The 20888-nt window shown below is 71.2% G+C and carries 21 protein-coding genes and 3 pseudogenes; 15 read left to right on the top strand and 9 right to left on the bottom strand.

Annotated features, from left to right (window positions below; translation table 11 throughout):
* Positions 1 to 198 precede the first annotated feature (198 nt).
* A complete protein-coding gene (locus tag JS521_RS22080) occupies positions 199 to 2433 on the top strand; it encodes an MMPL family transporter (RefSeq protein ID WP_205084678.1) in 2235 nt (744 codons plus the stop codon).
* A gap of 153 nt (positions 2434 to 2586) precedes the next feature.
* On the opposite strand, the gene JS521_RS22075 is transcribed toward JS521_RS22080, so the two are convergent.
* Positions 2587 to 3054 (bottom strand): SsgA family sporulation/cell division regulator, encoded by a 468-nt coding sequence (locus JS521_RS22075; RefSeq protein ID WP_205084677.1) that lies wholly within the window; start codon positions 3052 to 3054, stop codon positions 2587 to 2589.
* A gap of 213 nt (positions 3055 to 3267) precedes the next feature.
* Between JS521_RS22075 and JS521_RS22070 the strand changes: the two are divergent.
* From JS521_RS22070 to JS521_RS22050, 5 genes and pseudogenes are all read left to right on the top strand, one after another.
* Positions 3268 to 3506: pseudogene (locus JS521_RS22070) on the top strand (energy-coupling factor ABC transporter permease); the annotation flags it as partial.
* A 233-nt stretch (positions 3507 to 3739) separates the two neighbouring features.
* Positions 3740 to 4906 (top strand): serine hydrolase domain-containing protein, encoded by a 1167-nt coding sequence (locus JS521_RS22065; RefSeq protein ID WP_205084680.1) that lies wholly within the window; start codon positions 3740 to 3742, stop codon positions 4904 to 4906.
* Entirely contained in the window at positions 4903 to 5688 is a 786-nt protein-coding gene (locus tag JS521_RS22060) for an SDR family NAD(P)-dependent oxidoreductase (RefSeq protein WP_205084676.1), read from the top strand. The genes JS521_RS22065 and JS521_RS22060 overlap by 4 nt, the downstream gene beginning before the upstream one ends.
* Before the next feature lie 41 nt (positions 5689 to 5729).
* A complete protein-coding gene (locus tag JS521_RS22055) occupies positions 5730 to 6200 on the top strand; it encodes a GNAT family N-acetyltransferase (protein WP_205084675.1) in 471 nt (156 codons plus the stop codon).
* Between the two features lie 55 nt (positions 6201 to 6255).
* Positions 6256 to 6792 carry a hypothetical protein gene (locus tag JS521_RS22050; protein WP_205084674.1) on the top strand — a complete coding sequence of 179 codons (537 nt, stop codon included), beginning with the start codon at positions 6256 to 6258 and terminating at the stop codon, positions 6790 to 6792.
* Positions 6793 to 6798: 6 nt separating this feature from the next.
* Here JS521_RS22050 and JS521_RS22045 read toward each other — a convergent pair whose 3' ends face one another.
* Positions 6799 to 7245 carry a GNAT family N-acetyltransferase gene (locus JS521_RS22045; RefSeq protein ID WP_205084673.1) on the bottom strand — a complete coding sequence of 149 codons (447 nt, stop codon included), beginning with the start codon at positions 7243 to 7245 and terminating at the stop codon, positions 6799 to 6801.
* 122 nt (positions 7246 to 7367) lie between these two features.
* On the opposite strand from JS521_RS22045, the gene JS521_RS22040 reads away from it, so the two are divergent.
* Both JS521_RS22040 and JS521_RS22035 read left to right on the top strand, forming a co-directional pair.
* Positions 7368 to 7592, top strand: coding sequence for a GNAT family N-acetyltransferase (locus JS521_RS22040; RefSeq protein WP_205084672.1), 225 nt, complete (start codon positions 7368 to 7370; stop codon positions 7590 to 7592).
* 27 nt (positions 7593 to 7619) lie between these two features.
* Complete coding sequence (locus JS521_RS22035; protein WP_205084671.1) at positions 7620 to 8555, top strand: aminoglycoside phosphotransferase family protein; 936 nt, start codon at positions 7620 to 7622, stop codon at positions 8553 to 8555.
* A 30-nt stretch (positions 8556 to 8585) separates the two neighbouring features.
* Here the strand turns inward: JS521_RS22035 and JS521_RS22030 are convergent, their stop codons facing one another.
* Together JS521_RS22030 and JS521_RS22025 are read right to left on the bottom strand one after the other, a co-directional pair.
* Positions 8586 to 9659: a hypothetical protein gene (locus JS521_RS22030; protein WP_205084670.1), complete on the bottom strand. Its 1074-nt coding sequence runs from the start codon at positions 9657 to 9659 to the stop codon at positions 8586 to 8588.
* 340 nt (positions 9660 to 9999) lie between these two features.
* Positions 10000 to 10434, bottom strand: a complete 435-nt coding sequence (locus JS521_RS22025) for an ATP-binding protein (protein ID WP_205084669.1) — start codon at positions 10432 to 10434, stop codon at positions 10000 to 10002.
* 165 nt (positions 10435 to 10599) lie between these two features.
* On the opposite strand from JS521_RS22025, the gene JS521_RS22020 reads away from it, so the two are divergent.
* From JS521_RS22020 to JS521_RS22000, 5 genes are all read left to right on the top strand, one after another.
* Positions 10600 to 11478 carry a helix-turn-helix domain-containing protein gene (locus tag JS521_RS22020; protein WP_205084668.1) on the top strand — a complete coding sequence of 293 codons (879 nt, stop codon included), beginning with the start codon at positions 10600 to 10602 and terminating at the stop codon, positions 11476 to 11478.
* Entirely contained in the window at positions 11475 to 11684 is a 210-nt protein-coding gene (locus tag JS521_RS22015; RefSeq protein WP_205084667.1) for a DUF397 domain-containing protein, read from the top strand. Before JS521_RS22020 ends, JS521_RS22015 begins: the two co-directional genes overlap by 4 nt.
* A gap of 183 nt (positions 11685 to 11867) precedes the next feature.
* Positions 11868 to 12995: a PucR family transcriptional regulator gene (locus tag JS521_RS22010; protein WP_239487647.1), complete on the top strand. Its 1128-nt coding sequence runs from the start codon at positions 11868 to 11870 to the stop codon at positions 12993 to 12995.
* 24 nt (positions 12996 to 13019) lie between these two features.
* Positions 13020 to 13922, top strand: coding sequence for an alpha/beta fold hydrolase (locus tag JS521_RS22005; RefSeq protein WP_205084666.1), 903 nt, complete (start codon positions 13020 to 13022; stop codon positions 13920 to 13922).
* Positions 13923 to 14331: 409 nt separating this feature from the next.
* On the top strand, positions 14332 to 15870 hold the full coding sequence (locus JS521_RS22000; RefSeq protein WP_205084665.1) for an alanine/glycine:cation symporter family protein: 1539 nt from the start codon (positions 14332 to 14334) through the stop codon (positions 15868 to 15870).
* 149 nt (positions 15871 to 16019) lie between these two features.
* Here the strand turns inward: JS521_RS22000 and JS521_RS21995 are convergent, their stop codons facing one another.
* The 4 genes and pseudogenes from JS521_RS21995 to JS521_RS21980 form a co-directional block, all read right to left on the bottom strand.
* Positions 16020 to 16784, bottom strand: a complete 765-nt coding sequence (locus JS521_RS21995) for a hypothetical protein (RefSeq protein WP_205084664.1) — start codon at positions 16782 to 16784, stop codon at positions 16020 to 16022.
* A gap of 164 nt (positions 16785 to 16948) precedes the next feature.
* Entirely contained in the window at positions 16949 to 17800 is an 852-nt protein-coding gene (locus tag JS521_RS21990) for an EamA family transporter (RefSeq protein WP_205084663.1), read from the bottom strand.
* Positions 17797 to 18324 (bottom strand): YbaK/EbsC family protein, encoded by a 528-nt coding sequence (locus JS521_RS21985; protein ID WP_205084662.1) that lies wholly within the window; start codon positions 18322 to 18324, stop codon positions 17797 to 17799. Before JS521_RS21985 ends, JS521_RS21990 begins: the two co-directional genes overlap by 4 nt.
* A gap of 89 nt (positions 18325 to 18413) precedes the next feature.
* Positions 18414 to 18611, bottom strand: a pseudogene (locus JS521_RS21980) (helix-turn-helix transcriptional regulator); the annotation flags it as partial.
* Here JS521_RS21980 and JS521_RS21975 point away from each other — a divergent pair.
* Positions 18611 to 19162 (top strand): annotated as a pseudogene (locus tag JS521_RS21975) (MFS transporter); the annotation flags it as partial. The pseudogenes JS521_RS21980 and JS521_RS21975 sit on opposite strands and share 1 nt — an antisense overlap.
* Before the next feature lie 32 nt (positions 19163 to 19194).
* Entirely contained in the window at positions 19195 to 19785 is a 591-nt protein-coding gene (locus JS521_RS21970; RefSeq protein ID WP_205084661.1) for a 3'-5' exonuclease, read from the top strand.
* A 74-nt stretch (positions 19786 to 19859) separates the two neighbouring features.
* On the opposite strand, the gene JS521_RS21965 is transcribed toward JS521_RS21970, so the two are convergent.
* On the bottom strand, positions 19860 to 20888 hold a 1029-nt coding region (locus tag JS521_RS21965), incomplete at its 5' end, for a penicillin-binding transpeptidase domain-containing protein (RefSeq protein WP_275564208.1).

Raw genomic sequence — 20888 nt, 5'->3', positions numbered from 1 at the left:
CTCTTCGCCGCCGGTGTCGCGGCGTTCGCCCTCCTCTACTCCACCCAGGCCCTGCTGCCGGCCGTCTCCGCCGCGTTGGGCCCCACCCACCCGCACGGCCCTCTCCCCTGAAGCTCCACCTGACACGCCGCTCTCGTCGTCGGGCTGGTTCCTCACGCCCGTTTTCCACTCACACGACCTGACCGGGAGTACGCCCCCGTGGCCACTTTCCTCTACAAGCTCGGACGGCTCACCTTCCGCCGCCGCGGCTTCGTCGCCCTGATCTGGGTGGCGTTGCTGGCGGTCGCCGGAATCGGTGCGGCCACCGCGTCCACCGCCACCTCCAGTTCCTTCTCCATCCCCGGTACGGAGGCGCAGCGCGCCTTCGACCTGCTGGAAGAGCGCAACCCCGGCGGCAGTGCCGACGGCGCGACCGCCCGGGTCGTCTTCCAGGCGCCCGAGGGCGAGAAGGTGACCGACGCCGGGAACAAGCGCGAGATCACCGGGATCGTCAAGGAGCTGCAGTCCGGCTCGGACCAGATCGCGATGGTCGCCGACCCCTTCCAGAAGAAGGCGGTGAGCCAGAACGGCTCGACGGCGTACATCTCGGTCTCCTACAAGGTCAACTCCATGGAGCTGACCGACGCGACCCGGGACGCCCTGGAGGACGCGGGCAAGGACGCGCAGAAGAGCGGCATGAAGGTGGAGATCGGCGGTGACGCCCTCCAGGTCATGCCGCACACCGGGACCGCCGAGATCATCGGCGTCGCCATCGCGGCCGTCGTCCTCGTCATCACCTTCGGCTCGCTGATCGCGGCGGGGCTGCCACTGGTGACCGCGCTCGTCGGGGTCGGCATCGGGGTCTCCACGATCACCGCGCTGGCCAGCGTGATGGACCTGGGCTCCACCACCTCGATCCTCGCCATGATGATCGGCCTCGCGGTCGGCATCGACTACGCCCTCTTCATCGTCTCCCGCTACCGCGCCGAACTGGCGGAGGGCCGGGAGCGCGAGGAAGCCGCCGGCCGGGCCGTGGGCACCGCCGGATCCGCGGTCGTCTTCGCGGGCCTGACCGTGGTCATCGCCCTGGCCGGCCTCGCCGTCGTCAACATCCCGATGCTGACGAAGATGGGCCTCGCCGCCGCCGGTACGGTCGCCATCGCCGTCCTCATCGCGCTCACCCTCGTCCCGGCCGCCCTCGGCTTCGCGGGCAAGCGGATCATGGGGCGCAAGGCCCGTAAGGCCGCCGAGGCGGAGAAGGGCCCTGACGCCAAGCCGAACATGGGCACGCGCTGGGCGCGGTTCGTGCTGCGCAAGCCGGTCTGGGTGATGCTCGTCGGCGTGCTCGGCCTCGGCATCGTCGCCGTACCGGCCGCCTCGCTGGAGATGGGCCTGCCCGACGACGGCGCCCAGCCGAAGTCGACCACGCAGCGCCAGGCGTACGACATGCTCTCGGACGGCTTCGGCCCCGGGTTCAACGGTCCGCTGATGGTCGTAACCGACACCAAGAACAGCTCCGACGGCAAGGCCGCCGCCGACCGGGTCGCCGAGGAGATCGAGGCGCTCGGCGTCAGCGCCGTCCTCCCGCCCGCCTTCAACAAGGCCGGCGACACCGCGACGATCACAGTCATCCCGAAGGACCGCCCGTCCTCCCACGCCACGGAGGAGGTCGTCCACGACATCCGTGACGCGGGCAAGGACATCAAGGCCGACACCGGGGCCGAGGTCCTGGTCACCGGTGCCACCGCGATGAACATCGACTTCTCACAGAAGATGAACGACGCGCTGCTGCCCTACCTGGCGCTCGTCGTCGGCCTCGCGTTCCTGCTGCTGATGCTGGTCTTCCGCTCGATCCTCGTCCCGCTGAAGGCGGCCCTGGGCTTCCTGCTCTCGGTGGTCGCGGCCCTCGGCGCGGTCGTCGCGGTCTTCCAGTGGGGCTGGCTCGGCTCGCTCTTCGGCGTCGAGCAGACCGGTCCGATCATGAGCATGATGCCGATCTTCATGGTCGGTGTGGTCTTCGGTCTCGCGATGGACTACGAGGTCTTCCTCGTCACCCGGATGCGCGAGGCGTACGTCCACGGCGAGAGCCCGGGGCAGGCCATCGTGACCGGCTTCAAGCACGGTGCACGGGTGGTCACGGCCGCAGCGGTGATCATGATGGCGGTCTTCTCCGGCTTCATCGGCTCCAGCGAGCAGATGATCAAGATGATCGGCTTCTCGCTCGCCATCGCCGTCCTCTTCGACGCCTTCGTGGTGCGCATGGCGATCGTGCCCGCGGTCCTGGCCCTGCTCGGCAAGAAGGCCTGGTGGCTGCCGCGCTGGCTGGACCGGGCGCTGCCCAACGTGGACGTGGAGGGCGAGAAGCTGCAGCAGCAGCTGACCGACGGGCCCGGCTCCGAGCAGGGGCCCGGCGAGGGCGGCGGCGAGGGTGAGCGTGAGCTCGTCCGCGTCTGACCCGTCCCCGGACGGTCAAGACTCCGGGGTCCGCGTCTGAGCGGAGCGCGGCCCCGGAAGCGCCGGTTACCTGTGGGGACGGGGACCGGGGCACAGCGAAAGCCCCCGTGCGCACACGGCACGGGGGCTTTCCGCGCGTCTGCGGACCGCTGCTCAGCCGCGGGCCGGCTGCGCGCCCCGCTCGGGCCGGGCATCCCGCTCCGGGCGGCGGGCGGCGGTGGTGGTGGTGCGGGACGGCGGCTGCGGTTCCCGGCCCGCGTCCGGCGGTGTGGCCGACGTGACCGGTGTGGCCGGGGTCTGCGCGCGGGTGCGGGCGAGGAAGCGGATCAGCGTCCGGATCTCGAACTGGAACACCTCGACCCCGTCCGTCGAGTGCAGTTCCACGATCAGCTGCGTTCGGCCGCACGGCCAGACGCGGACGGCGCCGCGCTCGATCGGGGTGCGCAGGCCGCGCTCCAGGAGGTCGCGGCCGAACGCCCAGTCGGTGCCGTCGGGCAGTCCTATGTGGACGGTGCGCCGCTCGTCGGCCGGGTCGTAGCGCAGGTCGACGGGGACCGGGCGGGTCAGAGGGCCATCGGTGATGAGCCGGGCGCGTGCATGTACTTCGATCACAGGGGACATAGGCCGGCTCCTCCTATATATGTAGCTCTGCCCTCTAATGTCCCATATTTCGCGGAAGCGGCACGGTGAGCGTGAACCTCCCCGCTCTGACCCTGCTCTTGCGCAGGGTTCGCAAGAGAGCACTATATTGATGGGTTCATGACCCCGCCCGCGGATCCGTGCCCGAGTGGACGCGGACACCGTGCGGAACCGCAGAAAGCGGGAGTCTCTGTCATGCATGTACCCGATGGATTCATCGACGCACCTGTCTCCGTCGCCGCCGGGGTCTTCGCGGCCGGCGCGGTAGCCGTCAGCCTGCGCGGCGCGCCCGCGAGCTGGACGAGCGCCCCGCCCCGCTCGCCGGCCTGGTGGCCGCCTTCATCTTCGCCGTGCAGATGCTCAACTTCCCGGTGGCCGCCGGTACCAGCGGCCACTTGATGGGAGGGGCGCTGGCCGCGATCCTTGTCGGGCCACCGTAGGCAGATTCCGTCACCGTAAACAGATGGTGACAGCCCGGTGGTCACGGCGACCCGCCCCCCGAACTCCCCGCCGGGACGTGCACCATGGGGGGATGAGCGGGAGCGCGGGAGTGAGCACGACGGGTACGGGCGCGGAAGCGGAAGCGGAATCCGGCGCGGGAGCGGAATCCGGCACGGAGGCGGCAGCGGCCACGGATGTGACCGAGACCGTGACCGAGGACAGGGCCGTGGACGTACGGGGCACAGTGGCCCCCGGGTACGAACCGGTCGCGGACGCCTTCGTCCGCAACTTCGAACAGCGCGGCGAGCGAGGCGCGGCCGTCGCCGTCTACCGCCACGGGCGCAAGGTCGTCGACCTGTGGGCCGGTACGAGGGACGTCGACGGCACCGAACCGTGGGCCGTCGACACCGTCCAGATCGTCCGCTCGGCGGGCAAGGGCATCGCCGCCGCCGTCCCGCTCCTGCTCCACCAGCGCGGGCAGGTCGACCTGGACGCCCCGGTCTCCACCTACTGGCCGGAGTTCAAGGCGAACGGCAAGGAACGCGTCCTGGTCCGCGACCTCCTCGCCCACCGGGCCGGGATCCCCGCCCTGGACACCGCCCTCACCCCCGCCGAGGCCGCCGACGGGGTCTCCGGCCCGGCGGCCGTCGCCGCGCAGCGCCCGCAGTGGGAGCCCGGCACCGACCACGGCTACCACGCCCAGACCTACAGTTGGCTGATCGGCGAACTGGTCCGCCGCGCCACCGGCCGCACCATCGGCCGCTGGATCGCCGAGGAGATCGCCCGCCCGCTCGGCCTCGACTTCTGGTTCGGGCTCCCCGCCGACGAGGCCCACCGCATCGGCCGCATCGGCCCCGTGGAGCCCCCGGCCGCAGCCGCCTCGTCCGGCGCCCTGCGCGTACGCCCCAAACGTTCCGTCGTCGAGGCCTACCGCGACCCGGACTCGCTCACCCGGCGGGCGTTCGGCGCGATCGACCCGTTCCCCGACGAGAACGACCCCGCCTACCGCGCGGCCGAACTCCCCGCGTCGGGCGGCATCGCGACCGCCCGGGGCCTGGCCCGCTGCTACGCCGCGATGATCGGCCCGGTCGACGGCCACCGCCGCCTGTTCGCCCCCGCCACGCTCACCCTGGCCCGCACGGAGGAGTCGGCGGGCCCGGACCGGGTGCTGGTCGTCAACACCCGTTTCGGACTGGGCTACATGCTGCACGGCCCGGCCGCCCCGCTGCTGGGCCCCGGCTCGTTCGGCCACCCCGGACGCGGCGGCTCCCTCGGCTTCGCCGACCCCGAGTCCGGCATCGCGCTCGGCTACGTGACCAACGGCCTCCAGAAGGGAGTCACCGCCGACCCCCGTGCCCAGGCGCTGGTCAGGGCAGTACGGTCGGCGCTATGACACGACCCCGTTTCGATGGTTACAGCGTCCTGATCACCGCCGCCGGCCAGGGCATCGGCGCGGCAACGGCTCGCCGCCTGGCGGCGGAAGAGGCTTCCGTCCTCGTCACCGACCTCGACGCGAAGCGCGCGTCGGACACGGCGGAGGCGATACGCGAGGCGGGCGGCACCGCCGCCTCCCTGGCGTGCGACGTGGCGGACCGGACGGCGGTGGAGGCGGCCGTGGCGTACGCGGTCGAGACCTTCGGCCGGCTCGACGTCCTGGTCAACAACGCGTACGCGGCGAGCGAGGACGCCGAACTCTTCGAGGACGTGCCGGACGAGCAGTGGGAACGCGACCTGGACATCACCCTCTCCGGCCCGTTCCGCTGCGCCCGCGCCGCCCTGCCGCACCTGGTCGCCTCGGGCCGGGGCGCGATCGTCACCATCGGCTCGGTCAACGGCGAACAGGACTTCGGCGGTCACGGGTACAGCGCCGCCAAGGCGGGCCTGGCCAGCCTGACCCGTACGCTGGCGGGCCACGCGGGACCGCGCGGGGTACGGGTCAACCTGGTCGCCCCCGGCACGATCCGCACCGACGCCTGGGCGGGTCGCGACGCGGAGTTGGAGCGGGCGGCGGCCCTCTACCCGCTCGGCCGCATCGGCACCCCCGAGGACATCGCGTCCGCCGTCGCCTTCCTCGCCTCCGCCGACGCGGCCTGGATCACCGGGACGACGCTGCGCGTGGACGGCGGGATCCTCGCCGTGAACACGGGCTTCCGGCAGGCGATGGCGCAGCCGTAAACCCGTGGCCGCGCCTCGCCGGGGCGGCCTACCCTGCGCGGATGATCGACCACGGACACACCGACAGGACCGGCCGCCCCGTCACCCTCCACGAGGTGGACGCGGACAACTGGCGGGCGGTCGCCGACAGCGCACCCCGCGACGACCAACGCGACTGGGTTCCGGCCCTGGCCGCCCGCTACCTCGTGCTGACGAGCCGCGAGGACACCTGGCACTCCCTGGCGGTGCTCGTCGGCGACGAGGTGACCGGGCACATCATGTGGGGCCGGGACGAGGACGGTTCGCACTGGATCGGCGGCGTGCTGATCGACGCCGCCCACCAGGGCAGGGGCATCGGCCGCGCAGCCGTACGGACCTTGGCGGCCTGGCTGTCGGCCCGCGAGCCCGGCAGCGCCGTACGCCTCTCGTACGCCCCGGAGAACGAGGCGGCCGCGCATCTGTACACCGCGCTCGGGTTCCGGCCTACGGGGGTGGTGGAGGACGGGGAGGTGGTGGCGGAGCTGGCTGCCTGAAGGACTGGTTCACGGCAGCCGCGGAAGGGCTCATTCCTCACCTAGGCTCCCGATCATGTTCAAGTCAGGGGTGGGGTTCCTCGCGTTGTTCGGGCTCGGCTGGTGGCTGCTGGCCACGAGCGCGTTCGGCGGCACGGTCCGGCTGGTCGAGGTGGCGGCCGGCTGTGCGGTCACGGTGGGGCTGCTGCTCGCCGCGCGCCGTTTCCTTCCCGCGTCGGCCGGAGGCCCGTTCCCCGCCGACCGGCGTCGGCGGTTCAACCGGATCAACGGTCTCCAGTGGCTGCTGATCGTCGCCATCGCGGTCGTGTGCTCGCGCGGCGGGGTGCCGGTGCTGATTCCCCCGCTGGTCGCGCTGGTCGTCGGACTGCACTTCCTCCCGCTCGCCGCGGTGTTCGAGCAGCCCCGGCTCCGGGTGCCGGCGGCTCTGCTGGTCGCGGCCGGACTGTCGGGCCTGGCCGTATGGCTGGGGGACGGTCCGGACAGCGCCGTACGCCTGACCGTGGGCCTCGTCTCCGCTCTCAGCCTGTGGGGCATGGCCCTGTGGACGATCGCCGCGGCGGCTTCCGCCGCCGGGCGCGATGTCAGGGGGTAAGGCCGGTCAGGTCGTCGGCCTCAGGACCATCAGCCCTTCGGGGTCGGGTACGGGGACGAACCCGACCTTGCCGTACAGCTCGTGGGCGTCAAGCGTGGCGAGGAGAGTCCGCTTGAGTTCGTACGGGGCGAGGTGGTCGCGGACGGCGGTCGCCAGGCGTACGCCGAGGCCTCGGCCGCGGTGCGCGGGGTCCACGTAGACGTCGCAGAGCCAGGCGAAGGTGGCGTGGTCCGTGACGACCCGGGCGTAGGCGACCTGCATCCCCTCGCCGTCGTACACACCGAAGTTGAGCGACCCGCGCAGGGCCCGCTCGACGAGGTCCCGGCTGCGGCCGAGTGCCCAGAAGGCGTCGGTGGAGAGCCAGTGGTGTACGAGGCCGATGTCGACGCGGTCCGGATCGGTGTCGATCTCGTACGCGTCTTCGCCGGGCCGGGCGCCGGTCGTGGTGGTCATGGGCCGCGATGGTAGTCGCGGCGCGGAGATCCGGCTGTGGGCGGGGGGTGGCCGTCCGCGATGCCCGAAACCGCCGGATAAACCGATGGCGGGGGCGGGTGTCACTCGGCAGGATGCTCCGCATGACGCTGCCCACCCCCGAGTTGCACACCGCGCGCCTGCGACTGCGGCCGTTCACCGACGCCGACGCGGCGCCGCTCCACGTGGCGTCCGCCCGGGTCCTGGAGAAGCTCGGCTTCGTCCGCGAAGGCACCCTCCGTGAGGACTGCGTCGTCAACGGCGACGTCTCCGACTCCTGGGTCTTCGGGCTGCTGCGCCGCGACTGGCACGCGACGGCAGACCACTAGGACCTGTCGGACCGGGAGTTGAAACCGATGAACGTGCCCGACGCATTGGCTGCCGACGAGATCCCGCAGTGCCTGGTGGCTTCGTACGCCACGAGCTTCGGCGAGGAGGGGAGAGCGTGGATCGCCCAACTGCCCTCTCTCGCCGCCGACATGCTGGAGCGCCGGCAGCTGCGGCGGGACGGTGCGGCCTGGTCCGGCCAGGCATCCCTGGTGCTGCCGGTCCTGCGCCACGACGGCACGGGTGCGGTTCTCAAACTCCAGCTGCCCCGGGAGGAGACCGCCGCCGCGCTGATCGGGCTCCGCACCTGGAACGGTGAGGGAATGGTCCGGCTGCTCGATCACGACCCCGCGAGCAGCAGCATGCTTCTGGAACGGCTGGACGGAGCCCGCACCCTGGCGTCCGTCGACGATGACGACGTGGCGATGGGCATCCTCGCCGGACTGCACGCGCGGCTGGTCGCGGTCCCCGCGCCGCAGGGGCTGCGCGGCCTCGGTGACGTGGCCGCGGAGATGCTGGAGCAGGCCCCGCAGGCGATCACTCGGCTGACCGATCCGGCCGACCGGCGACTCCTGCGGGGCTGGGCCTCGGCCGTCGCTGAACTGGCCGACGACCCCGGAGACCGGTTGCTGCTCTGGGACCTCCACTACGACAACATCCTCGCCGCGCAGCGTGAGCCGTGGCTCGCCATCGATCCCGAGCCGCTCGTCGGTGACCCGGGGTTCGACCTGTGGCCCGCCCTGGACAGCCGGTGGGACGACGTCGTCGTCGCGAAGGGCGAGCCGCTGCGTGTGGTGCGACGCCGGTTCGACCTGCTCACCGAGGTCCTCGGCCTGGACCGCGCCCGGGCCGCCGGCTGGACGCTGGGGCGGCTGCTGCAGAACGCCCTCTGGGACATCGAGGACGGCGAGACACGGCTCGCCCCGTCCGCCGTCGCGGTGGCGGAGGCCCTGCGCCACCGGTGACCTCGGCCTGCGGGGACTCGGTGAGGCCTCTCAGGCGGCGGCCGGCGCGTATGCGGTGCGGGTCTCGCGGCAGTCGCGGCAGCACCCGGGGTCGGCTGAGCGGAAGGCGCGGTCGCAGTCGTCGCAGGTCTGGAAGGGCGTGACGGTGACGCGGGGGCGGGCGAGCGCGGCGAGGTCGTCGGCTCCGGGAGGCGCGGGCGGGAGCAGCTCGGTGAGCCGGTAGCTGAGCAGCTTGGCCGGGTGCTTGAGGGGGTGGGGCGGGTCGTCGGTGAGGGAGCGGCGGATGGCGTCCGGACGGGCCGCGCGTTCGAGCCAGGCCGCCACCCCGGGGACGAGTCGGCGGACGTCGTCCTCGGAGAGGATGAACTGCGGTGCGTGGCTGCGCAGATCGCTGAGGAATGCGGTGGCCGCGCGGTCGAGCTCCGGGGTGAGGTCGCTGGGCTGCGGGAGCGGCCGACGAGATGCCTTGGGCGCGGTCGGGGGCGGTACACGCGGCACGAAGAGCGGGGCCGACGGCGCGGGCGGTGCCGGTACGGGCGGGGCCACGAGGGCCTCCGGCACGGGCGGCGCAGCTGTCGGTACGGGGGTGGGGGCGGGTGCGGAGACGGCTACGGGTGCAGAGACGGCTACGGGGCCGGGCGCAGGTACGTCCACCCGCGCAGGCATACGTACAGGCGCGGATGCCCACGCGGCGGCTCGGGGGTGTGTCTCCGCTGCCGGGCGGCGGGGGTGCGTCAGCGCGGCGGGCTGGTTGCAGAAGACGGTGCGGGTGATGACCTTATTGCCGGGCAGCCGGTTGCGGGACCGTTGCAGGTAGCCGTGGGCTTCGAGTTCGCGCAGGGCGGCGGCGATGCGCTTCTCGCCTTCCTTGCAGCGGGCGGTGAGTGCCTTGATGCTGACCTCGGTCCCCTGGGGCAGGGACTGGATGCGTACGGCGATCCCGACGGCGGTGCAGCTCAGGTCGGGGTGCTGGGCGAGGTGGTTGCCGACGATGGTGAAGCGGTCGGTGTGCGGGATGACGATGTGGATCACGCCGGAGGTGGGGAGAGGTCCGGGAACCTCCGCCAGGGCGCGGGTGAGGGCAGTATTCTGCTGGGTATCCATCGGGGAAGCCCTAACTTCCTTGGTGGTCAGGCCCTCGGTTGGGATTGCACTCCCGGTCGGGGGCCGACGTATGTGTGGGATGTGGTCTGGCGTGAGCATATGCCGGGCAACCCGCCGGAATACGAGCTGAGTTGGAAAATGTCACCCGTGTGAGTGACGAAGCTCCGAGAGCCCCTGGGGTCCGTCAGGTGGCCACCGGGGGTTGGGTCGGGTTGGGTTATTTCTCCTGGTTCTTTAAGTAGTTGATGTCGTGCGGCAGTGAGTCGCGCCGGAGCACGATCCGGTGGGGGTTTCCGGGGGTCGTACCGGATCGCGCCGGGGCGCGATCCGGTGAGGACGGCTACCGCACGAGGTCGATTTCCGCCCACACCGTCTTGCGGGGGACCGGCCCGGGGACGATCCCCCAGTGGTCCGCCAGCGCCTCGACGATGAGCAGGCCGCGCCCGGTCTCCGCATCGCCCCCGGGCGGCTTCACGGCTCCGGGGCCGGGCGGGACGCTGTCACCGTGCGTGTCCGTGACCTCGATCCGCAAGGTGCCGCCCCGGACGATGAGGGCGAGTTGGAAGTCCCGGCCCTTCACACGGCCGTGGACGGTTGCGTTGGCCGCCAGCTCGGCGACGATGTGTGCGGCCGACTCCGACTGGAGCCCCCACGCGCCGAGATGGGCCGTGGTCAGCAGCCGGGCGAGCCGGGCCCCTCGACGGGTGGGGGAGAGCAGCACGGTGAACGCGCGTTCGGTGGACGTGTGTTGGATGCGAGCGACTTCCTGGTTCATGTCACTCAGCGTGGCCGACCCGGCGTACCTTTCCCAGTGATGCGGCCGCTGCGTACGGTGACTGTCCGAGGCTTGTCCGGTGTTGTCCGGGCTGTCGGCGGTGACGTGCGGGGAACGGAAACGGTTGACGCAGGAACGGCACGCACGTCGGAAGCGGGGGCTCGCATGAGCATGGTCGATGACGGTACGGAGCGCGGCAACGACGCGGTGGACGAGCCCGGTTGGGAGGTCGACCCCGACGACGAGCCGGGCGCGGCGGTCGTCGCGGCGGTGGGCCGCCAGATCAAGATCTGGCGCGAGGCGGCGGGCCTGCGGGCGGGCGAGCTGGGCTCCGCGATGGGGTACGGCGAGGACCTCATCTACAAGGTCGAGGGCGGGAGCCGCATCCCGCGGCCGGAGTTCATGGACGCCGTGGACGTGGCGGTGGGGGCGGGCGGGAAGCTCGCGGCGATGAAGCCGGACCTTGCGGAGGTGCGGTATCCGAAGAAGATCCGGGACTTGGCGAAGCTTGAGGCCAAGGCCGTCGAGTTGGCCGCGTACGGCAGCCACAACCTGCACGGTCTGTTACAGACAGAGGAGTACGCGAGGGCCCTGCTCGGCACGCGACGCCCGATTCTGACGCCGGACGAGCTGGAGCGGGCGGTTGCGGGACGCATGGCCCGGCACTCCATCTTCGACCGGTCACCCGCCCCCGAGCTGTGCTTCGTCCAGGAAGAGGCGTCCCTGCGGCGTCCGATCGGAGGGGATGCGATCTGGCGGCGTCAGCTGGAGAACCTGCTCCGCATCGGGGAGTTGCCCTTCGTCGACATCCAGGTCATGCCGACTTCCCGGTGGGATCACCCGGGAACGGGAGGGCGGATCCAAGTGCTGAAGTTCTCCGACGGGTCAGCTGTCGGCCGAGCCGACGACGAGTTCGCCGGTAGGCCCATCTCTCACCCGAAGCAGCTCCGTATCCTTGAGCTAGGGTTTGGAAGCATCCGGGCTCGGGCTCTCACGCCGGAGGAGTCCCAGGCCTTCATCGTGCAAGTTCTGGGAGAGACATGACCAACAGGCCCTCTGCCGAGGAAGTGCCCGAGTCGCGCTGGTTCAAGAGCAGTTACAGCGACAGCAGCAACCCCAACGACTGCGTCGAGGTCGCAGCCGTCCCGGACGCCGTCCACGTACGCGACTCCAAGAACACGCAGGGTCCTCGTCTCGCTGTCGCCCCCGCCGCCTGGGCGGGCTTCGTCGCGTACGCAGCAAGGCGCTGAACGCCCGCCCGCCACTATGATGCGGGCAACGCGTCACCATGCGCGCTGGTGTGCCGGGAAGTCTGGTCGGCGTCGGAGGGGCAACCGTCCCTCTGCTTGCCGAGACTTCGGAAGGCCGCCCCTCGTGGAAGAAGACCTGCGCCGACGAGCGAGACGTTCAAGTCCACCGTTCTCCAGAAGTACATGGCCCCTCGGTCACCGGTGAAGCCGACCGAGAGCGGGTGGCAGGGCACCTCCGTCGCGAGCGGACCCGACGGTTCCGCACCCACCCGCGCGCAGACCTGCCCCGGATTCGAAGCTCTGCTGGACGCGGTCGCGGCAACGGGCAGGGGCCCCACCGAGGCCGAGTTGGAAGAATTCCGGTCCTTCGGGGAAGGAGCCGCGGTCAGCGGCGCCACTGTGCGGGCCCTGGTCGTGCACCACCTGTCCCGGACCCGGGCCGCCTGGCCGGCCGGGACGACGGGTTCCGACAGCGTGCTCGCCGCCGTGCAACGAGCCGTCGAAGCACTCTGCGAGGGCTACGAACGTGCCGAGCTGCTCGCTGTCCGGCATCAAGAGGCGGCACGCCGGGAGTTCATCGACGACCTTCTGTACGGGAGCGGCGAACCGGGGCGTCTGGCCGAACGCGCCGAGCGGCTCGGGCTGCGGTTCTCCCACGCCCATGTCGTGGCTGTGGCCGAAGGTCCCGTGCCGTACACAGAGGGCGACGCTGTACCCCGACTCGTCGAACGCGCCGTGACGGGTCGCTTCGGGGAGCGCAGCATCCTCCTCACCACGAAGGACGGACGGCTGATCTGCATCGCGCCCGGGGACCGGCGTCAGGTTCTGACCCACTTCGCCAAACAGGCGCACGCCGCGACCGGCGGCGGACGGGCCGCGATCGGACGGCCGCACCCCGGAGCGGGTGGCATCGCCCATTCGTACGAGGAGGCGCTTCGGGCACTGGACCTGGCGGGCCGTCTCGAACTGGAGGACCCGGTGGTCCACGCCGCGGACCTTCTCGTCTATCCGGTGCTGACCAGGGACCGGCAGGCCATGGAGGACCTGGTCCGGACCACCCTCGGGCCGCTTCTGAAAGCCCGGGGCGGTCCGGAACCACATCTGGAGACCCTCGCCGCCTACTTCGACTCCGGTTGTGTCACCACCCAGGCCGCCCGGCGTCTCTCCTTGAGCGTTCGGGCCCTGACGTACCGCCTGGAACGCATCCACCAGCTCACCGGGTCCGACCCTGCCGACCCCCGGCACCGTTACGCCCTGCAGACAGCTGTCATCGGGGCCCGGATTCTCGGCTGGCCCGCACCCAGGACGTAGGCGACGGCGAGCAGCGCTCCCCGCATGGTCGACGACGACAAGGACGGTCACATGGGCTCGGTCTACAAGAACGACAACGCGCAACGGGAGGTGCGGTCCTGGTGTGTGGGGCGGATCGCGGACTGGGGCATCGCCCATGTCCGCGGTGAGGTGATGACGCCGACGGGAGTCACCGGCGTCGTGACCACAGGTCCGGAGCCGCGCGAGGGGGAGCCGAGCATCGTGCTGCTGCCGGGAACGAACATGAACGCCGCCCTGTGCCTGCCCCTGGTGGAGGTGATGGCCCGGAACCGGCGCGTGGTCATCCTGGACCTGCCCGGCCAGCCGGGGCTCAGCACGGGCCGCCGCCCTCACGTCCGGCGCATGGCCTGGTACGGGAACTGGCTGAGCGAGGCACTGACGCAAACCGTGCCGGGGCCGGTCGTGGTGGTGGGCCATTCCCTGGGGGGCGCGGTCGCGCTCGCCTCGAATGCTCCGCGGATCGTCGGCAGGGTGGTGCTCGCCGGTGCCGGCCTCACCCGTCTGCGGGTGCCCGCTCGGCTTCTGGCGGCCACCGCCCCCTGGCTTCTGCTGCCCTCCGAAGCCCGGTCGGCGCGGTTGCTGCGCCGGATGGCCGCTCCGGGACGGGGTGACCCGCCCGACGATCTGAGCGCCTGGATGCACCTGGTCGCGCGCCACTGCCGTACCAGCCTCGCCCCCCTCCCTCTGCCGTCGAGCCTGCTGAACCAGCGGCGAACCGTGCCGACGCTGGTGGTCGCGGGCCGGTCCGACCCCTTTCTGCCCCCGCGAACCCTGGGCCCGGCAGCACGGCGGCGGCTCGGGGCGGAGTTCCGCGTCATCGAGGGGGCGGGGCACCTTCTGCTGGACGAGGCGCCGGTCGAGGTCTCCGCACTGGTGGAGGAGTTCTGCGTGGGGGTGGGCGGCTGAGGGCGCACCGCCGGACATGCCACCTGCGACGGAGGGGACTTCGCCATGGCCCCCGGGCCGAGACGCTCGGCCCCGCAGATAGATGTCCGATAAACGTATCCGGGAGTCCGTATAACGATGACGTCACCTGCCCAGCATCTTCACTTGCAATACCCCCAAATGTGATCTGCGCCACTAAAGGATCGGTAAAAGGCGTGGTACAAATGCCCAACTTCGCGGGCGGACTCACCGCCGCAGCGGAGTGCCGGGGTTCAACCGGCAGCAGATCAGAGCGATCGCCGACGTCGTCCGCCCGTGCGGTAGCGCCGGGTCGCCATCCGGACAGCGTCGTTCGCCCATCCCCCCATCGCACACCGACCGGCGAAGGCACCCCCAAGTCCGCCGCTCCCGCGTCATCGAGGTAGCCAACGTGTCACTGGACTCCATCACCGAGAACATCGACGAAGCCGTCAGCGGGTTCTTCGAGCCCATAGCCGGCTGGCTGGGCGACATCGTCTTCTACTCCGTCAGCATCGGCGGCGCCGACGTGCCGCTCATCGTCACCTGGCTGGTGCTGGCCGGCCTGATCTTCACCAGCTGGTTCGGCCTCATCCAGGTGCGCAAGTTCCGTCTGGCCGTGGACGTGGTGCGCGGGAAGTACGACGACAAGGACTCCGCCGGCGAGGTCAACCACTTCCAGGCCCTGACCGCCGCCGTCTCCGGCACGGTCGGCCTCGGCAACATCGCCGGTGTGGCCGTCGCCGTCTCCATCGGCGGCGCCGGAGCCACGTTCTGGATGATCCTCTGCGGTCTTCTCGGCATGGCCACCAAGTTCGTCGAGGTCACCCTCGGGGTGAAGTACCGCGAGGTCCACGCCGACGGCACGGTCTCCGGCGGACCGATGCACTACCTGCCCAAGGGTCTCGCCGAACGCTTCGGCAAGAACGGCAAGACTCTCGGCAAGGTCCTCGCCGTCCTCGCCTCGATCATGATCCTGTTCTTCGGGCTCTTCGGCGGCAACCTGTTCCAGGTCAACCAGTCCTACGCCCAGGTCGTCTCCGTCACCGGCGGTGAGGACGGCGCGATGGGCTCCTCCGGCGGTGCGCTCTTCTTCGGCATCCTGGTCGCCGCGCTCGTCGGCATCGTCCTGCTCGGCGGCATCCGCTCCATCGCCCAGGTCACCAGCCGCCTCATCCCCGCGATGGCGGGCATCTACATCGCCGCCTGTCTCGTCGTCATCCTGGTCAACGTCACCGCCGTGCCGGCCGCGATCGGAACGATCATCGAGGGCGCGTTCAACCCCGAGGGCGTCGCGGGCGGCATCCTCGGCGCGCTGATCATCGGCTTCCAGCGCGCCGCGTTCTCCAACGAGGCCGGTATCGGCTCCGCGCCGATCGCCCACTCCGCGGTCAAGACCAAGCACCCCGCCAGCGAGGGCCTGGTCGCCCTGCTGGAGCCGTTCATCGACACCGTCATCATCTGCACCATGACCGCGCTGACCATCGTCATCGCCAACCCCGCCAGCTGGGGCGAGGCCCGCGACGGTGAGTCCATCGGCGGCGTGACGATCACCTCGGACGCGTTCGAGACCGTGCTGCCCTGGTTCCCGTACGTCCTGACCCTCGCAGTGCTGCTCTTCGCGATCTCGACCGTTCTGACCTGGGGCTACTACGGCCTCAAGTCCTGGACGTACCTCTTCGGCCGCAGCCGCACCAGCGAGACGATCTACAAGTCCCTCTACACCCTGTTCGCCGTCTCCGGATCCCTGCTCACCCTGCAGACTCTCATCGACCTGGCCGACGCGGTGCTCTTCTCCCTGGCCGTCATCAACATCATCGGCCTCTACCTCCTCGCGCCCGTCGTCAAGCGCGAGCTCAACTCCTTCCTGGAGTACGTGCGGGTCCGGAAGGCCGGCGGAACCGACGGTGGCGGGGACAACGACGAGGAGCCGACGAAGGCGAGCGTCTGAGTCCTACCTCCTACGATCAGATGCCCCTCGCCCCTGCCCGAACGGGGGAGCGAGGGGCATCAACCCGTGTGCGGCGGAAGTCCGACGCGCCGGCCCTCCCAGGCGCTACCGCCGCCTCGGCGCCCACGAGCCCGGCGGCCCGGCGGGCGTCACTTCACCACGACGTTGTCCCCGGACGACTTCGACGCCCCGGTGGTCGTGTTGCCGTAGTACACCCAGCGCCACGTGCCCGTCCTGGTGGCCTTCACCGTGGTCTTGAGGTTGCCCGAGCTGTTCCCGTACACCTTCTTCACCGTGGTGTAGGAGGCGGCGCCCGCAGGCTTGAACTGCAGGCTCACATGACGGCCGCCGTACGAGGCGTACTTCCTGGTCTCCCAGTTGGCCCGGGTGACCTTCCCGGTCACGGTGATGGTCCTGCCCTTGGCCACCGGTTCGGGCGCGGCGTTGACGGTCAGGCGCGAGTTGCGCTGGACGTGGACCGTCAGGCCCGTGCCGTCGACGTTGCTGGTCCCGTCCTGGAAGTGCGCCTCGCCCGCCACCTTCCAGACCCCGGCCTCACTGTTGCGCATCTCCCACTCGCTCGGGTCGAAGTACATCGTCTCCTCGATGTCGCAGGTGCCGACCCGGTAGGGGCAGTCGTTCCCCCCGATGGAGTGCCACAGCTGGTCATCCGCGTTCTTGCGGTACAGGAACACCAGCGGCAACCACTTCCACTTGCGCGTGGTCGTCACCCGGAAGGAGGCCGGTACCGTGACCTCCTTCGACGTCCCGATCACGATCGGCTTTCCGCCGTTCACCTGGACGCGGGAGAACGAGGCCCCACCCTCGGCCGCCCCGGCCGGCACCGCTGCCACGGCCGTGAACACCGCCGCCGCACCACCGGCCACGACGGCTCTCCAGACCTGCTTCCCCACCTGATCCCCGATTCTCCGTACGGAAAGGCGCCGGAGGCTCATCCTCCGGCGCCTAAGAGACAGCCGGGGCCCACCCGGGGTTGTGGACCGGCGCATCACAATGAGGCATCGGGCCGTCCCGCCTCCCGCGAGGCGGGCGGGGCGGCCGGTGGGCCTCTCCGGGGTCAACTCGTGTGCAGCATCAGCCCGATGCCGACCACCATCAGCCCCGCCGCCGCGATCCTCGGAGCCCCGAAGCGCTCCTTGAAGAACAGCGTGCCGATCGCCGCGCCCACGATGATCGACGACTCGCGCAGCGCCGCGATCGGGGCGAGCGGGGCCCTCGTCTGGGCCCAGAGCACCAGCCCGTACGCGACCACCGACAGGGCCGCGCCGAGCAGGCCCCGTACGGCGAACGGCTTCAGCTGCGCGACCAGTTCGGAGCGGCGGCGGTAGTACGCGTACGCCGGGATCGCCAGGCCCTCCAGGACCATGAGCCACGCGACGTAACCCAGCGGTGTGCCGGAGGCCCGTACACCCACGCCGTCCACCGTCGTGTACCCGGCGATGGCCAGGCCCGTGCCGAGGGCCGCCACGATCGCCGGCCAGTGCGGGCGCTTTCCGGAACCCCGGATGCCCCACAGGGCCAGGCCGACCAGTCCGGCCGAGGCCACCGCCACGCCCGCCGTGGCCCAGGCGTCCGGGCGCTCGCCGACGAAGACCGCCGCCAGGACCGTCACCACCAGCGGGGCCGTGCCCCGGGCGATCGGGTACATCTGGCCGAAGTCGCCCAGCGTGAACGAGCGCATCAGCAGCATCATGTACGCGACGTGCAGCGCGGCCGAGACCAGGAGGTACGGCCAGGCACCCGCCGCGGGGAACGGGGCGAACAGGGCCATCACCGCGCCGATCAGCAGACCGCCGCCGGAGATCAGCGTGAAGGAGAGCAGCTGATCCTTGATCGCGTGGGCGATGGCGTTCCAGCTGGCGTGCGTGACCGCGGCTATGAGGACCGCAAGGGCGACCAGAGGGGTCACTTGGCGGGCTCGCGCACATCCGTGACCGTCGCGCCCGCGTGGGCGATCAGCGTTTTCGGGTCGAGCGGGAACACCGTGTGCGGGGTGCCCGCCGCCGCCCACACCACCGCGTGGTCCAGGAGGCGCCGGTCGGCCAGGACACGGGTCCTGGTGGCGTGGCCGAAGGGGGGTACGCCTCCGATCGCGTAGCCCGTCGTCTCCCGGACCAGGTCCGCGTCCGCCCGCTTGACCTTCTGCGCGCCGAGCTCGCTGCGTACCAGCTCGACGTCCACGCGGGACGACCCGTCCATCAGGACCAGGACCGGCACGCCGTCCGCCGTGAAGACCAGGGACTTGACGATCTCGCTCAGCTCGCAGCCCACCGCCGCCGCGGCCTCGACGGCGGTTCTGGTCGCATCGGGGAAGCGGCGCACCTCGACCTGGAGCCCCAGCTCGGCCAGCGCCTCCGCGAACCGGGGGTGGGCGTGGGAGACGGGGGCGGCGGGTGCGGCGGGAGTGGTTTCGGTGGGTTCGGGTGTGCTCATGGCTGCACGCTAGCGGTCCGTGCACTATGCATGCGAGGGGGTTCCGGAGGGTGGGCTCACCGGTCCGGCTGCGAGCCCGGGGCGTGGCCTCATCCTGCCGGGTGCGAGCCCGGGGTGTGGCCGAACGTGCGGCGGGAGACCTCGATGAACGCGCTCGTCGACGACCAGCCGCACCGATGCGCCACCGCCGTCACCGGCGTCCGCCCGGTCAGCAGGATCAGCGCGTGGTGGAGGCGGAGCTGCGTGCGCCACTGCGGGAACGTCATGCCGAGGTCGCTGCGGAACATCCATGGCCGTGGTCTTCCGGTCGATCGCGTTCATCGGCCTGAGCACCTTCATCTCGCTGTACGTACGCCAGCGCCTCGGCGGCGGCATTGCCGTGGGCACGGCCGCCCTGACCGTGCTCTACCTCGGCAGCACGGTCGGCTCGGTGCTCGGCGGGGCGCTGGCAGCCCGGGTGGGACCGGGTGACGGTCGCGCGCCGGTCCTATCTGGTCGCCGCCGCGGCCGTCGCGGGCGTGGTGTGGGTGCCCGGCCCGGCCGTCTTCCTATTCGTCGCGCTGACCTCGGCTGGCCTGTACGTGCCGTTCTCGCTCCAGTGACGCTGGGCCAGGACTACCTGCCGTCCCGGGTCGGCACCGCCGGCGGGATCACCCTCGGCCTGACCGTCAGCATCGGGGGTCTCGCCAGCCCCGCGATCGGAAGCCTCGCCGATGCCACGTCCCTTCAGGCCGCCTTGGCACCCCTCGTGCTGATGTCGCTGCTGAGCTGGCTGTTCTTCCGGGGCCTGCCCGAACCGGGTTTGCCGCGGCCGGTGTTGGCCGCGAAACCCGGATGACCCGGGGCTGGGGCCCTTCTACGCTCGCCCCCATGGACAGGGACGAGCAGGGTGGGCGGGGCGAGCGGGACGAGTGCCTGCTGAACGTGGTCGACGTCGAGGCGACCTGCTGGGACGGGCAGCCGCCGCCCGGCCAGGTCAGCGAGATCATCGAGATCGGGCTCACCGTCGTCGACCTGCGCGCGGGGGAACGGCTCGCCAAACACCGGCTGTTGGTCCGGCCCGGGCGCTCGGCGGTCAGCCCGTTCTGCACGGAGCTGACCGGGCTGACCCAGGCTGAGGTGGACGGCGGCCTGTCCTTCGCCGAGGCCTGCCGGGTGCTGGCCGCCGAGCACCGTACGGGGTTGCTGCCGTGGGCCAGTTGGGGCGACTACGACCGTAACCAGTTCACGCGCCAGTGCCGGGCGGCGGGCGTGGAGTACCCCTTCGGGCAGCGGCACACCAACGCCAAGGTCGTCTTCACCGCTTCGTACGGGCTGCGCCGCCGCCCCGGCATGGCCCAGGCGCTGGAGGTGGCCGGCCTCCCGCTGGAGGGCCGGCACCACCGGGGCGACGACGACGCGTGGAACATCGCCGCCCTGGTGCTGGACCTGGCGGTGCGGGGGGACTGGACGGCGGGGTAGGGCCTTCGGCCCGGTGCTCAGCCGCCGTGCGTGTCGGCTGAGCCCTCAGCCGCCCGCGCGCAGGAGCTGCGGGCTCAGCCCCCCGCCTTCAGCACCTCCGCCACGACCGGGCCCGCCGCGGCGCCGCCATGGCCGCCGGTCTGGACGACCGCCGCCGCCGCGAGGTCGTTGCTGAAGCCGGTGAACCAGCTGTTGGAGGTGTCCTGTCCGTCGACCTCCGCCGAACCGGTCTTGGCGCCCTTGTCCCCGCCGACGCCTCCCATGGCCTTCGCTCCCGTGCCCCAGGCGGCCGTCGCGCGCATCATCGTCGTGAGCTGCTGGGTGACGGACGGTGACAGCGAACGCGAGGCCGTCGCCAACTCCCGGTTGTCCAGGGACTGCGGAACGATGACGGGCTGACGGAAGGTGCCGGTGCGGGCGGTCGCGGTGATGGACGCCATGTTGAGGGCGTTCATCTGGACCGTGCCCTGGCCGATGTACTGGGCGGCCGCCACGCCGCCCGTCTCCTCCGGCACGCTGCCGTCGGTCGTGACGACACCCGTCTTCCAGTCCAGACCGATGCCGAAGACGTCCCTGGCCATCTTGGAGAGGGCGGCGTCGTCCTTCGTGTCGTCGATGAGCTTGATGAAGGCGGTGTTGCAGGACTTGGCGAAGCTCTGGGTGAAGGTGGAGCCGTCCGGCAGATCGAAGTGGTCCAGGTTGTGGAAGGAACGGCTCTGGTACATCGCGTCCTTGGGGCACTCCGCCGCCCCGTTCGCCGTGACCAGGCCCTTCTCCAGCAGCAGCGCCGCCGTCATGATCTTCAGCGTCGAGCCGGGCGCCTGCTTGCCCTGGAGCGCCACGTTGAACTCGGTCACCGGGTTGTTGGCCACCGCGCGGATCGCCCCCGTGGACGGCTTCACCGCGACCACCGACGCCTGGGCGAACTTCTTCACCGCCCGCTCGGCCGCCGCCTGCGCGTTCGCGTCCAGCGTCGTCTGGACCTTGCCCGGCTTGCCCTTGGCCAGGGTCAGCAGGTTGACGTCGGGCTGGGACTCGTCGGCGGGCTCGATCCAGGTCTCGATGCCGGCCGAACCGCCCGAGGTCTCCCCGTACTTCTGGCG

It is taken from the genome of Streptomyces durocortorensis, assembly GCF_016901035.1.
Classification (GTDB): Bacteria; Actinomycetota; Actinomycetes; order Streptomycetales; family Streptomycetaceae; genus Streptomyces; species Streptomyces durocortorensis.
The sequence above is the reverse complement of the archived record's forward strand: the minus strand, read 5'-3'. Positions and strand labels throughout refer to the sequence as shown.

What these genes read in the sequence shown, in the direction of transcription:
- JS521_RS22075 (WP_205084677.1), bottom strand. Translation starts at nt 3,054, where the DNA reads ATGTCCCCTGTGATCGAAGTACATGCACGCGCCCGGCTCATCACCGAT.
- JS521_RS22060 (WP_205084676.1), top strand. Translation starts at nt 4,903, where the DNA reads ATGACACGACCCCGTTTCGATGGTTACAGCGTCCTGATCACCGCCGCC.
- JS521_RS22055 (WP_205084675.1), top strand. Translation starts at nt 5,730, where the DNA reads ATGATCGACCACGGACACACCGACAGGACCGGCCGCCCCGTCACCCTC.
- JS521_RS22050 (WP_205084674.1), top strand. Translation starts at nt 6,256, where the DNA reads ATGTTCAAGTCAGGGGTGGGGTTCCTCGCGTTGTTCGGGCTCGGCTGG.
- JS521_RS22045 (WP_205084673.1), bottom strand. Translation starts at nt 7,245, where the DNA reads ATGACCACCACGACCGGCGCCCGGCCCGGCGAAGACGCGTACGAGATC.
- JS521_RS22040 (WP_205084672.1), top strand. Translation starts at nt 7,368, where the DNA reads ATGACGCTGCCCACCCCCGAGTTGCACACCGCGCGCCTGCGACTGCGG.
- JS521_RS22035 (WP_205084671.1), top strand. Translation starts at nt 7,620, where the DNA reads ATGAACGTGCCCGACGCATTGGCTGCCGACGAGATCCCGCAGTGCCTG.
- JS521_RS22030 (WP_205084670.1), bottom strand. Translation starts at nt 9,659, where the DNA reads ATGGATACCCAGCAGAATACTGCCCTCACCCGCGCCCTGGCGGAGGTT.
- JS521_RS22025 (WP_205084669.1), bottom strand. Translation starts at nt 10,434, where the DNA reads ATGAACCAGGAAGTCGCTCGCATCCAACACACGTCCACCGAACGCGCG.
- JS521_RS22020 (WP_205084668.1), top strand. Translation starts at nt 10,600, where the DNA reads ATGAGCATGGTCGATGACGGTACGGAGCGCGGCAACGACGCGGTGGAC.
- JS521_RS22015 (WP_205084667.1), top strand. Translation starts at nt 11,475, where the DNA reads ATGACCAACAGGCCCTCTGCCGAGGAAGTGCCCGAGTCGCGCTGGTTC.
- JS521_RS22010 (WP_239487647.1), top strand. Translation starts at nt 11,868, where the DNA reads ATGGCCCCTCGGTCACCGGTGAAGCCGACCGAGAGCGGGTGGCAGGGC.
- JS521_RS22005 (WP_205084666.1), top strand. Translation starts at nt 13,020, where the DNA reads ATGGTCGACGACGACAAGGACGGTCACATGGGCTCGGTCTACAAGAAC.
- JS521_RS21985 (WP_205084662.1), bottom strand. Translation starts at nt 18,324, where the DNA reads ATGAGCACACCCGAACCCACCGAAACCACTCCCGCCGCACCCGCCGCC.
- JS521_RS21970 (WP_205084661.1), top strand. Translation starts at nt 19,195, where the DNA reads ATGGACAGGGACGAGCAGGGTGGGCGGGGCGAGCGGGACGAGTGCCTG.